The sequence below is a fragment of the Opitutaceae bacterium TAV5 genome (assembly GCA_000242935.3).
In the GTDB taxonomy this organism is placed as follows: domain Bacteria; phylum Verrucomicrobiota; class Verrucomicrobiia; order Opitutales; family Opitutaceae; genus Geminisphaera.
In genome coordinates this window covers 5485262-5498207 of the sequence record CP007053.1, presented here as the reverse complement: position 1 = coordinate 5498207, position 12946 = coordinate 5485262, and the positions used below count along the sequence as shown (strand labels likewise).

The 12946-nt window shown below is 59.6% G+C and carries 9 protein-coding genes; 5 read left to right on the top strand and 4 right to left on the bottom strand.

What is annotated here, in order from left to right; all coding sequences use genetic code 11:
- Positions 1-9 precede the first annotated feature (9 nt).
- Positions 10-408: a hypothetical protein gene (locus OPIT5_23315; protein ID AHF94680.1), complete on the top strand. Its 399-nt coding sequence runs from the start codon at positions 10-12 to the stop codon at positions 406-408.
- Between the two features lie 76 nt (positions 409-484).
- On the opposite strand, the gene OPIT5_23310 is transcribed toward OPIT5_23315, so the two are convergent.
- From OPIT5_23310 to OPIT5_23295, 4 genes are all read right to left on the bottom strand, one after another.
- Positions 485-1393, bottom strand: coding sequence for an ATPase (locus tag OPIT5_23310; GenBank protein AHF92703.1), 909 nt, complete (start codon positions 1391-1393; stop codon positions 485-487).
- 37 nt (positions 1394-1430) lie between these two features.
- The gene (locus OPIT5_23305; protein ID AHF94679.1) at positions 1431-2903 is read right to left on the bottom strand and encodes a hypothetical protein; all 1473 of its coding nucleotides are present in this window, start codon (positions 2901-2903) and stop codon (positions 1431-1433) included.
- 116 nt (positions 2904-3019) lie between these two features.
- On the bottom strand, positions 3020-3436 hold the full coding sequence (locus OPIT5_23300) for a hypothetical protein (GenBank protein ID AHF94678.1): 417 nt from the start codon (positions 3434-3436) through the stop codon (positions 3020-3022).
- Positions 3433-6261 (bottom strand): conjugal transfer protein, encoded by a 2829-nt coding sequence (locus OPIT5_23295; protein AHF92702.1) that lies wholly within the window; start codon positions 6259-6261, stop codon positions 3433-3435. The genes OPIT5_23300 and OPIT5_23295 overlap by 4 nt, the downstream gene beginning before the upstream one ends.
- Before the next feature lie 667 nt (positions 6262-6928).
- On the opposite strand from OPIT5_23295, the gene OPIT5_23290 reads away from it, so the two are divergent.
- The 4 genes from OPIT5_23290 (at position 6929) to OPIT5_23275 (ending at position 12851) form a co-directional block, all read left to right on the top strand.
- A complete protein-coding gene (locus OPIT5_23290) occupies positions 6929-7288 on the top strand; it encodes a hypothetical protein (GenBank protein ID AHF94677.1) in 360 nt (119 codons plus the stop codon).
- A 591-nt stretch (positions 7289-7879) separates the two neighbouring features.
- The gene (locus tag OPIT5_23285; protein AHF94676.1) at positions 7880-8554 is read left to right on the top strand and encodes a hypothetical protein; all 675 of its coding nucleotides are present in this window, start codon (positions 7880-7882) and stop codon (positions 8552-8554) included.
- Between the two features lie 2 nt (positions 8555-8556).
- Entirely contained in the window at positions 8557-9096 is a 540-nt protein-coding gene (locus tag OPIT5_23280; GenBank protein ID AHF94675.1) for a hypothetical protein, read from the top strand.
- An 8-nt stretch (positions 9097-9104) separates the two neighbouring features.
- Positions 9105-12851, top strand: a complete 3747-nt coding sequence (locus OPIT5_23275; protein ID AHF94674.1) for a hypothetical protein — start codon at positions 9105-9107, stop codon at positions 12849-12851.
- The last annotated feature ends 95 nt before the right edge of the window (positions 12852-12946 follow it).

Sequence of the window (12946 nt, the reverse complement as noted above, 5' to 3'; positions counted from 1 at the left end):
GTTGCCTTGATGGCAGCCAACAGAAGTTCTCCGTCAAATTCAAAACAGCGAGCCAGAAACCATAGATCTAAAAAGTCCTTCACCCGCCAGCACACACTCGACCTTGCCCTGGAAAAGGCACGCAGTCGTTTCGCCCGCAAACACGATGTCTCCACCGCCTGCTCCGAAGTGGTTTTCAATGTGCAGACGCCACAAGCGGAACCCCTTCTCTGCGTGGCCGATTACATGAGTTGGGCGATGCAACGTGTTTTCGAACGCGGGGAATGCCGCTACTACGATTTCATCCGGGAGCGTATCGAACTGGTCGTGGACCTGTATGACTACGATAACCACGCCGGGAACATGAATTTCTACACGCCGACCCACCCGCTGAGAGCCAAAAATAAATTGAGCCCGCCAACGCCCTGAGAAGGATACCCTTCGACGGCATGGAGCCGACTTTCAAGCGTGGCAGGCTAGCCCAAACCAAAACGAATTTTCCCGTTCAGGAAAGGCCCATCCGCCTTTCGAAAGGATTTGCCTGAGGCAGTATGATGGCAGCCACAATCTTGTGTTGCAGGTAACGTTCCACGGTGGCGCGCATGGGGCGTGCGCCGAGGCTCTTGTGGTAGCCTTCGCGGAGGATGGTTTCGATGTCGGCTTCGTCGATGGCGATGTCGTGGCCGAGAGCACGGAGGCGAGCTTGTTCACGGGCGATCATGTTTTGGCAGATTTCGCGCTGCACGTCGTAAGAGAGGCGATTGAAGACGAGTTTTTCGGTGATGCGTCCGACGAGTTCTGGACGGAGCTGCTGGCCGACACGGGCGAGCACGGTGCGCCGGATCGATGCGAAGGGGGCGGACTGCATGCGCATGGTTTCGGACGCGCCGATGTTGCTCGTGAAGACGACATAGAATGCGGAGAGGCTTTTGCGTTCACCTGTGGCAAGGGTGATGGAAGCGTCGTCGAGGATTTGCAGGAACAGGTCGAGAACGAGCGGGTGGGCTTTTTCGATTTCATCGAAGAGCAACGTGCCGCGTTGAAGGCTGTGAAGGGCGCGACCGAGAAGGCCGGTTTCGTCGGGCGCGCCGCCGATGAGTTTATCGACGGAGCTTTGGAGTTGGTATTCCGACATGTCGAAGCGGATGGGCTTCGCGGCAGGTTCGCCGGGGTTGTCTGGAGAGGGAAACAGGTAGGTGGTGAATACGTTGGTCAGTTCGGTTTTTCCGACGCCGGTCGGACCGGCGAGCAGGAGCGACGCACGCGGACGGTACGGGTTGGCGAGACCGAGTTCGCCTCGACGTAGCACAGAGCAAATCGGATCGATAACATGATCCTGCCCGCGAATGTGTTCGCGTAGATGCTCAGGGAGGCGGCGGAGGCGGTCCAGAAGCCGGGGATCAGGTGTGGGCATGGGTATCGTGCGATTGGAGGTTTGGTCTCGTAGTGGTTTATCGATACCAGACCGGCTCGCGTCCATCGGTGCCAAGAGGCGGGATTTTGGCGCGGCGGAATCCGGATTCACAGTGTTGCACGATGGCTTCGAATTTTCGCAGTCGGCGCAATTCGTGCGGCTCGACAAAATACTTGTCCTCGTCGGTCCATGACGTGGTGCGTTTGCCGGCGGAGTAGCCTTCGGTGCGTTTTTTGGCTTTTCGTTTGCCGAGGGTGTCGGCGGCGATCTTGGCGGAATCTTCGTCGGCGGCGGAGAAGGTGATGCGGTTGGCCATGTTGGCGATGAAGACTTTCGCCTTCTGTTCGTCGCCCATCGGAGGAATCAGCGAGGTGTAGGATTGCGTGGCGGCTACAACGGTGGCGCGGGCTTCGCGGATGACATCCACGACGTTGTAGTCGCTCATGCCATCCTCGCTGGCGGTAACGATTTTTTGCGCTTCGTCGGCCCAGAAGATGAGGAGGTTGTCGCGGGTGCGCTGTGCGGCGGGACGGTCGAAACGGCGCAGAGCGTGCGAGTAGAACGTGAGCTTGAGGAGAGTGTTGATGGTGCGACGCTCGACATGGAAGCGTTGCGGAAGGGCCACGCAGACAACTTTGCCATGGTCGATGGTGTCGAAGTTGAAGCTGGATTTGGGCGGACAGAAAACGGCGGCGATATCGGGATCGGTAAAAACCTGGAGGTAGTTGGCGATGGTGGTTTTCACGCCGCCGAGTTGTTGGGGAGGCTGCGAGGCGAGCGCGCTCTGGTAGTGCTCGACCAGCGAGGCAGCCTCGTCGGATTCGGACGATTTGCGGGCGGCGATCATCGTCATGATTTCTTCGAGGAGCAGGTCGGAGGTCAGGAATTCGTAGGCGTTCTGGAGAGTGACCGGAAGCTGCACGGCGTTGAGAACGCGAAAGGCAAACTCCATCTGCACCTGCGCCTGCATCCTGAAAAAACTCTGTTCGTTGCGCTGACCGAGGGCGGAGGCGACATCGCAAACAATCTTGGCCTTGGCCGACCAGGGGAGATGCGGATTGTCGAGAAAATTGAAGGTGTGCGCCGGTCGCCAGTCGGGCGGCGCGTCGGACGGGCGAACTTGCAGGAGGATCAGGTCGTCCTCGCGTCCGAGGTGGCGGAACATCCCGCGCAGGGTTTCCCAATAGACGCCTTTGTCATCGACGTAGACGCCGCCCCACGTCGGGCAGTTTTTCGATACTTGCCAGAGCATGGTGTTGATGGCGGCGGCGGTCTTGCCGCTCCCGGTCTGACCGGTGATGAGCCAGCCCCGGCAAAAGTCATCCATTCGCCACGTGAGACCGGCAAGGCGGAGCACGACGGGAGCGGACGGGTGGCGCAGAGGGTGGCGGAATGCGAGCAACAGTTCCCATGCCGCTACTCCGCCGAACATCATCAGCAGCAGGGGCGAGCTTCGGGTGAGAAACGCGAAGCACGCAGAGCAGGCGGCGAGGAGAAGATGAAGCGACATGACGGAACCACCGCCCTACCCTACCGCGAGAGGTGACCCTCGACATGGGCAGAATCACCAAATACCGGGACAATCTCACCGGATGGGCATCGGGCGATGCGCACCTCGTTCCTGCATTACCCGCCAGCGGCTTTTGCTCCGGATTCGGTCCGGCCTTTGATCGCCATCTGGCGGATGGAGGGTTCGGAGGAGGGAGTATCCAGTGTGAAACGTTCCGGGAGTTCGCAAAGGTGTTCCAGCCGCATGGCCGCGATGTCGGCCATGAGCGGGAGAAGGTGGCGACCAGTCACCTCGACTTCGTGGTCGGCAAACAGAAACAGAATCCGTTCGCTGTCTTCACCGATGGAATGGTGGGCGCTCAAAAAGTGAAACCACGGCAGGACCCAGACGCCGGCATTCCATGTTTTGAAGGTGATCGTGGAGGTCTGGTTGGAGATCGAAAATGCCGGACGCGACGCAGGGGCGGCAACGGTGGTGGCGTTGCCGGCCTGCTCAATGCGACGCTGCGCAAGGGATGCTTGCAGGGTGCTCATGACCGATGGATCAGTTGATGACGTTGCGCGATGGCGGGAAGGCGCTTGGCAAGGTTGCGCCGGGTGTGGAAGAGGCGCACGCGCTCGATCCCGGCGAGCAGATGGCGGCGGTGCGTCAGGTGACGCGTTTCGGAGGTAGGCGCGATGTCGAGAGCGAGTTCACGGTCTCCGCAGCGCTGGATGTGTTCGCGAAGGGCGGCTTTGTCCGGCGTGAAGATGACGACCTTGCGACGCGCGCGGGAGATGGCGACATACCACTGGTTGCTGTTGGTCGCGGCCCGGCAGGCGGAATCGGAAAGGAGCACCGTATCGACGGTCTTGCCCTGCGACGCGTAGGACGTGACGGCGTAGGCGCGTGTGAAAACACGCTGGGCGGCGGTAAGCGTTTTGATCGTGCCGGAGGAATCTGTGGCCGAGAGCGAACCGTCGCGGTGGAGTTTCCGGACGGTGACAAGATCGCCGTTGTTGAAAACGTGTCCTTCGCGGGAGCGCCCGTTGAGTTTGACCTGGAGACGGTCGCCGGGGGCGACTTCGAGAGTCGAGGCGGCGGCGATGGCAATGCGGTCGGCGTAACGGAACGACATCGCGGAATGGCGTCCGTTTTTGAGGAGCGTGAGCCTGCGTTCGTTTACGTCGGTAATTTCACAAACGTCGCCACGCTGGAAGCGACCGTAGCGTTTGAGGAACACCGCATGGTGTCCGGCCTGATAAAAACGCGGATCCCGTTTTTGGGCTTCATCCCAGTTGAGCGGTTGAAAGGATGTGATCGACCGACCGGGGGACAGGTGACCAGTGGCGATGAGTTGGTTGCGGATGGCTTCATTCGCGCGGTGAACTTCCACCCAAGTTTGGGCAACGGCGAGAGGGCGTTCACCGCGTTCGAGTGCGGCGCAAAACTCCTCGGCCAGCGCGGCGTGACGATCATCGGCGGCGGACTCGTAAACGCAGCCCAAGCGGTTCAGACGGTCGAAGGAATCGGCTACATCGCCGGCCGCGGCGGCTTTGACGGCGGCGCGATAACCGCGGATGAATTTTCGCTCGTCGATGCTGCGGGCACGCCTGGGGTCCTGACGGCGGATGGATCGAATCTCGGCGGCACGGAGACCGGCATAGGTTTCGATGGAGCGGAGCGCGTCCGAGGCCGTCACCGCTCCTTGCTGGCGGGTGTCGCCGGAGAGAATCAGGCGACCACGCTGTGCCTGGACGAGTTTGACGAGCGCATGCAATTCGCGTCCGCCGACCTGCCCGGCCTCGTCCAGGAGCACGACGGCGTGTGGAGGGAGGGCTTTTGTCGCGAGGACTTGGGCGAGCGTTTGCGCAGCAAGCCCATCTTGCTGGAGATCGTGAACCTGCTGGCGTTGCGGTGCGAGAACGACGACCGGATGGCTGGCGGCGGACAGGCCGCGCTCGACTTCCTTCAGCGCGAAACTTTTGCCCGTGCCCGCCCCGCCGCGAAACAGAGTGATGAAGTCGCGGCTCGCGAAAATTCGATTCACGGCGTTGCGTTGCTCCGGGGAGAGCGACGGGGAGGGTTTCGGGGTGTTGACGAAAGGTTCGTGTGCGAGGCGTCCTTCTTTGGCAGCAAGAACGACATCGAGTTCGCAGCGGAGCAGGCCGCGCGTCGTGAGCTTGCGTGTGCCATCTTCGCGGACATAGTCGGCGGTCTCGACGGCGTGCGTGAGGGAGACGAGATCGAAGTTTTCGCCGCGTCCGCGAGCCAGAGCGGCAGACCAGAGTTCATAATCATGCACGACGGCGCGGCGCTCGAAAAGATGTTCGTCCGCCCACGCGACGATGTCGGGCAGATCGCAAGCGTGCGCTTCGTGTTTGTTGGATACGATGGAGGGAACAGGGGGCGCGATGGCGTGAGACTTTGATCCGGCGGTAGGAGCGGTTGCCCTGCGCAAGTCATCGAGAGCGGCGCATTCTTCGTCGGTAAGCTGTCGCGCCCACATCGGGCGCAGACGATCGGCGGTGGATGCCTTGATCTTTCTTTTGCGCGCATCCCGTGCGACCTGCTCGCGCAGCGTTTTTATGTTGGCAGGCCGACTTTCGGTTTCGAGACGGCACTGGGTCTCAATGTCGATTTGTTGATGCCGTTTGGAAAAACGAGCGATGAGGCTCGCGGGAACACCCCTGATTTCGAAATCGCGCGTATTGTTTTTGATTTCGTAACCGAGTGAGCGGAGTCCCTTGGCGAGTTCGTGATAGTAGTAATTCTCCACGAATTTCTGGGCGCGATACATGCCAGACGCATGGAGAGCCTTCCATCTGTTTTCGACCGGATCGAAGGTCGCGTTGAATGCAATGCAGTGGGTATGAAGATGCGGATCGAGTTCACGACTGGTATCATGCCGGAATGTGGCGACGACCAGATTGCCGGTGACGCGGTCGTCGTGTTTCCCGGATTTGCGAACGCGAGCCTCTGCGAATTTTTCTAGTTCCGTGACGGCCCGACGAACGGCCTCGTTGTGGAGTTCGACGATTCGGGGATCCTGATAAAGGGCGACCACCGAAACGCTTTTCGGCGGACTGATCGTGAAGTCGTAAAAGACGCGGCGGTTTGACGCGACGGACGCGCCGTCATGCCGAACGGTGTTCCGCCGCTGGGTCATGCGGCGACCGGTTACGGGATTCAAACCGTCGCACAATGCGAGGAACGCATCTTCGCTCACCGTGCCTTTCAGTCCGAGTTTTTCGGCACCGAGGCCGAGCCATTCACCTACGATAGTCTGCCCTTCCGCGTAGTAATCGCCCACGCTCAGATGCTCGCGAAAATACTCGCGCGCGTTCCGCAGACTCAACTGTGCCTTCGGACTCAGCATGGCAAAACGACCGACTTCGCGGTGTTGAAACGTGAAACGCAGCCCGCGTTTCTTGTCTGCCAGACGCCCTTCTCCTTACCTGAATCGGTAACGTTTGAACGGTCCTTTTTCATGCGAAAAAGAGGACGCAGCAGGAGCGCTTTTCTCAAGGCAATGTGCCTCTGGAAATCAGGGTGTTGTGCAACGCAAAATCCCCGGATTGGGGCACACAACACGTAGTCGAAAGGCCGACTACGTCAGAATGCTCATGCCCATCTTGCGAAGGTCCGCCGCGCTGCGCTGGATTCGGCGAACCCTCGCAGTGGGGTTTCCGATACGGCATGCGCGAAGACTTGGGCGCGCGCCACGTTGCGATGCTCCTGCGACGCTTCTCACGCGTCGCGTCCCAAGACTTCGCGTGGGAGCCGGGGAGAATGGCAACGGCAGTGTGGACGATGACGGAGGGCGGACGTGCCGTGATGAACTTCAGGGGCCGCCGATCAAGGTTTCCGCATTATACCACGCCGGCAAGGTCGTGCTCGTTCCTCGCCTCCACCACGGCAGGCCCTCCGCACCGGGCTCCGGGCCTGCCTTTGCCTTGGCGTGCTGCGCGGTGGCGAGATCGGCAGACCGATGAAGACCCGGCACGGTGCCGGAAAACGGATGCTGCACGACCTCGTTTACGACAATGCAGACGCATCAATCCAACACCGAACGCCCCAGCCGCAAAACCCGGAAAGAGACCGAACGAGACGAAGCCATCGCATGGCTGCGTGGAAGACTGCAAAAAGGCATGACGATCTACACCGTGCTCCGCCATGTGAGCCCGTCCGGCATGTCCCGCCAGGTCGACCTCTACTGCATCATGGACAACTGCCCGCTACGCATCACCTGGAGCGCCGCGAGAGCCTTGGGTTGGACCTACAACAAGAAATGGGAAAGCCTCCACGTAGACGGTTGCGGCATGGACGCCGGTCACGCGGCAGTCTACCACCTCAGCAGAGTCCTCCTCGGCGACGGCTACGCGCTCAAGCAGACTTGGATGTGAGGGTGAGCGACAAGGGGAAATGGTTTAATTGTTCTTTCTTTATTGAAAAATAACTATTTTTCAATAAAGAAATTACAAATTTATTATTATTTTTGATTAAAAATCAGATAAAATGATAACGGATTTTGGTAATTCAACAAAACCAAATGAACCTTTCTCCGGGACAAAGACAAGCCCTAGGGTAAGGAACGGGGCTTATCCCTGATGGCAGCCATCCTCGCAGCAAGTTGCGGGGAATTGAGTCGTCCAGATTAAACTGGCATAACTATCGTAATATAAGTATATAATGGAACTTATCTTTTGGATTTTCGTAATTGAAATTTGCTTGATCAGAAGTTTCAATGAGAATTCGTTTCTTTTTCTGAACATTCGCATTCTATATCTTGTATGATAACAAAATATGAATTTAGAGCAATCTCGCCCATTTATAAATATGAATAAATATACTAAGACTTTCCCTGCCCCAGGGTCACACTTTGCATTTTAATGCAAAAACCAATTGCGTCAGCGAATTCTATCCCTGCTCTCACCGAGAGCGGCCGACTCCTTGCGCGCTTATCCTCCCGATCCGCATTGGCCACGGATTTTCAAATGTTGATGCGATATTCATCGAATTTTCGGAGATCGGCCATCCGTTCAGCCGTCCTTAACGAGAACATTCTTGCCCGCTCTTCCTCCAGCGCACGAGTCAAGCTCTATCAAGAGCTCAAGGGGCGCTATATCCTTGACGAAGAGACACCGCTGTTCAGCGCATTTTTGGAAGAATGGCATTCTTTTCCAGACGAGCGCGATCGATTGTTTTTAAGCTATATTCTCTTTGCTCTCAACGACCTGACAGTCATGGTTACCTCCATCGGCTGGCTATTCCCTTTCCTCCGCCAAGCCCCCTCAGAGCTCAAGACCGGAGACCTAGTCGCGTACTTCGAACACTTGGCGCAGACTAGCTATCCCGAAATCAAAGCTTGGTCTCCATCCACCCTATGCCGTATGGCTCGCCATTATCTCGCCAGCGTGCGTGACTTCGGCTTGGCGAGTGGGGGCACGCGTAAGGTCACTGTCCGACCCGCGTTGCAACCGGCCGCGCTGCGTTTGCTCTTGAAAGCTCTCCTCATGGTCAAGGTTCCTTCGGACGAGATCATCCGTCACCAAGCGTTCAAAATTCTCGGTATCGCCCCGAGTGAAATCGTAGAAACACTAGCTGAACTTAATCGACAGAGAGTCTTGCGCTTCCGTATGCAAGCCGACGTGATTGAGCTTTTTCTCTAAGTATGGAAGACGCACTCCAAGCTATTCTCACCGCCGCCCGGCAGCCTTTTCAACAGGCCGCCGTGGTCACGGATAGCTCGTTTTTGCTGATCTACCCACCGGAACGGGAACTTGATGTCCGGAGCGCTATTCAGGATCGGTGCTACCCTGAGCTAAAGGCGACCGGCACTCCTTGCGAACAGTTCGATCTCTCCGGTTTTCTTTTCACCTGCTTCACTGCTGAAGAGTTGGCCGAACAAGCGGAGGATGAATTTCGCAACTACCGCCTAACCCGCCAAGGTTTGGCCGCCCGTGCCGAACGCCTGCTCATCGCACGTCTCACGGAATATTCCGAACGCCATCCCGGGGTGAATCTTTTTGTTATCTCGACGGTATCCCTCTTCCCGCTCGTTCGGTATGGCGAGGTCTTGCGCCAATTGCGTGATCTTCGACTCCGACTCTTCATTGCCTTCCCAAGCGAGGAGCGTGGCGGCAAGCTTCACTTCATGAACGAGCCCGACGGCGGAAATTACCTCGCCTCTAAAATCACCTTCAAACTCTGAACCAACGCATGCCCGCCATCATCCGTGACCTGATCCGCCGCGACATCACCGTTAAGGTTGAAGGTGTCGTCAAAGTGTTCGACCGCTCGGCCCTCGCCACGGAACTCCGCGAATACGTTCTCACCGACAAGATCGAGGAGGAGTTGAAGCGTATCCTCGACACCTATACCTCCGTGAGTGACTCGCTCCGTCGAGGCGGCCACTCGCGCGACGTCTGCGGTATCTGGCTCTCCGGCTTTTTCGGCTCCGGCAAATCTCACTTCGCCAAGATCCTTGGCTACCTTCTTCAAAACGACGCCGTCACCACCGGCTCGACTGAAACCTGCATTGATCTTTTCGCCAAGCACCTCACCGACACATCGCGCGGTCGCGATATCCGGCTACGTCTCGCCGAGGTCGCCAAAACAACCGTCGCCCGCACCGTCGCCTTCGAAATCAAGAGCCGCCAGAGCCTGACCAACGCCAACTCCATTGGAGAAATCCTCATCGGCGAGTTCTACCGCAGCCTCGGCTACTCTGAAAACTTCGTCATCGCCCGCTTGGAGCGCCGTCTCGACCGTGCCGGCCTCCTCGGCAAACTGGAAGCCGCCTTCCAAGACAAGCACGACGTCGCTTGGCGCACGCCCGAAGGCCGCGACGATCTCGCCACCGTTCGCCGTCGTCTTTCCAAAGTTTTGCCCGCCGTCGATCCTGCCAGCTTCCCCACCGAGGACGACGCTCTCAACGGCCTCGAAGACGCCTTCCAGTATTCCAAGCTCACCGCCGAAGGCATCGCTGATGAACTCGTCGCTTGGGTGGACGAGCAAAAACCAAGCGGCGGTCGTTCCCAGCACCTCATCTTCGTCATCGACGAGATGGGCACCTTCATCGGCGACTCCAACGAGAAGATCGGCGAACTCAACAGCCTTGCCGAGATGATCGGCAACAAGGGCAAGGGCAAAGTCTGGCTCATCTGCACCAGCCAGCAGGACCTCGAAAAGGTCGTTGATCGCACCAATTTCCAGCCCGCCTTGATCGGTCGCCTCAACGCCCGTTTCGAGCTAAAGCCCCACCTCATTTCCGACGGCATCAACCGCGTCATCGCCGAGCGCATTCTCAAAAAACACCCCTCGCGCGAGTCCGACCTCCAGGCACTCTATCAGCCCAGTCAGGGCCTTCTTGCCCAGCTCGCCGACCTGAAATCCACCCGGAATCTCGGCACGCTCTCCGAGCGTGCCTTCATCGACGCCTACCCATTCCTCCCGCACCAGATTCAGCTCGCCCAGGACATCGGCGAAGCGCTCTCCGGTTTCCGTATTTCGGGCGGCGTTCGTTCCATGATCTCGGTCATCATGGAAGCCCTGCAAAAACTCGCCCCGCTCCCCGTCGGGCGTCTCGCCACCTTCGACCAGGTTTTCGACGCTCTCGGCAACGACCTCCTTTCCCAGGAATACCTCGGCGCATCCGGCGTCAAATCCATCACCGATGCCGATAGCCGCATCACCGCGCCCACTTCGCTGCCGCCGTCCCGCGTCATCAAGGTTCTCTACCTCATCCAACGCGTCACCCACGTTCCCCGCACTGCGGAGAACATTGCAAAGCTCCTCACCGAAAGCATCACGTTCGACCTGCCCGCCCTCCGCACTCAGGTCGAGCAGACCCTCACCGCGCTGCAGCAGGCCGGCTATGTCGCCCGCGACGAATCCTCCGGCGAGTGGAAATTCCTCAACGAGAAAGAACGCACCGTAGAGCAGGCCATCCAGGATATGATCCGGCCCGGCTCCTCAAGGAGCATCACCACCACCGCGATTCGCCAGCAATCCATCGAACTCATCAAGGGTGGCGTCATCGCGAAGCGAAACCTCGACAATTACGCCGTCACCTACGGCATCACCAAGACCGCCTTTTTCTATGCCGTCGCGCTCGACGGCGAGGCCGTGGACACTGGCCCCGAGATCGAAGTCGCCTTCGTCAGCCCCCTCGCACCGGGTCGCAAGCAGGCCATCGAAGACCTCAAACGCGAAAATCAGGTCGCCGGCCCTAAGAGCCGCAAACTCTGGTGCGTCGCTGCACTCCCCGAAAACCTCGAAGCACGCCTCAAACGCTACCAGGCCCTCCTCAACGTTACCGGCGACAAACGCTTCACCGACGATCCATCCAAGGACACCGCCGACGCCCTCGCCGAAAAACGCAAAGAGCGCGACGACCTCCAAAAAACCCTCACTCGCGACCTCCACGCCACCTTCAGCTCCGGCACGCTCTACTATGGTGGCAAGGAAGTCGCCCTCGACGGCACCTCGTCCTTCTCCGCCGAGTTGCCCAAGGCCGTCGCCCAACAGCTCCCCAACCTCTTTCCCCGCTTCGCCATCGCCGACAAGCCGGTGGACTTCACCAAACAGCTCAAAGCCCTGCTCAACCCCTCCCAGGCCGCCCTCCATCAGGTTGCGCCCGACCTGCACCTCTTCGACACCCAGGGCAGCCTCAACAAGGAATCCGCCCTCGTCGCCACCGTCCTCGAAGTCATCAAGGACCTCGAAGCCGACGGCATCGACGCCGCCGGCGCTCGCCTCCTCGAAGACCGGGACGCCAAAGGATTCAAGGGCTTCACCCGCACGCCCTTTGGCTGGCCCTCGGAAACCCTCCGCCTCGTCCTCGCCGCCTGCTTCCGCGTCGGCACGCTCTTTATCGAACGCGCCACCGCCGCCGGCACCACGCCGCTCTACGATTACAAGGAGGCCTTCGACGACTTCACCAAGATCAGGACCTTCGAGCGCACGATCTTCCGCCTCGCCGAGGCCTCCCTCTCGGTCGAGCAACTCAAGTCCGCCAGCAAGGAACTCATCTCCCTCGGCGTCACCGGCACGCCCGAGTCCGGCAACGCCCTTGCCGCCGCCATCCGCGGCCTCGGCGAAAAACTCATTGAGGGCGTGCGCGATGCCGCTCTCCGCGCCGAGGCCGGCCTCCCCATCGGCGACGCCATCCTGGGCGGGGAAAAGACGCTGCAATCGCCCGCCACGCTCAAAGACCCCACCAAGGCCGTCCTCGCCTTCCTTAAAGTCTCCGCCGAGTGGCGCGCCCTTAAGCAGGGCCTCGACGAGCTCAAAGCCTTCCTCGATGCCAACCGGCACAAGGACTTCGAGACCACGCAAAAACTCGTCGCCGTCATCACCGACCACCCGCTGCCCGCCGACGCAGCCGACAAAGCCGCCCTCGATCAATCCCTCGCCGATCTCGCCGCCATCACCACGGCCAAGACCGTCGTCTCCCGCTGGGCCGACTACCGCGCCGCCCGCGACCAGGTCACCACCGTTTACGGGGCCGCCTACCACTCCGCCTACGGCGATCTCCGCAAGCGGGCCACCGAGGCGGCCGACACCGTCCGCTCCGGCTCCGCCTACGCCGCCGCGCCCGCCGATAAACGCGACGCCGTGGTCGCCGCCACCTTCGACTCCGGCGGCAGTTGCCACTTCCCCGAGATAGACGTGGCCACGCTTCCGGCCCTGCTCGCCGCCACCGCCAAGGCCAGCCTCTCCTCCCTCGCCAACGCCGCCAAGGCCCTCCCGGCTCACCGCGCCGAGGTCGAGGCCGCGCTCCGCGCCCTCAAGTCGCCGCCCCCGGCTCTCAAGCCCGACCAAAAAACCTACACCTGGCATCCCGCCACCGACCTTACCGGTCGCCGCTTCACTACCGAGGCCGACGTGGACTCCGTCCTCTCTGAAATCGGCGACTCTCTCAAGAAACGCATCCGCGAGGGTTATAGCATTGATATCGTATAATCATGCCTAGATCGGCCAAAATAGATTTCAGTGAGGATATAGCAAGAGCTCGGGCGATCCTTGAGCACTCTAAAACAGTCCCAGATCGACTACTA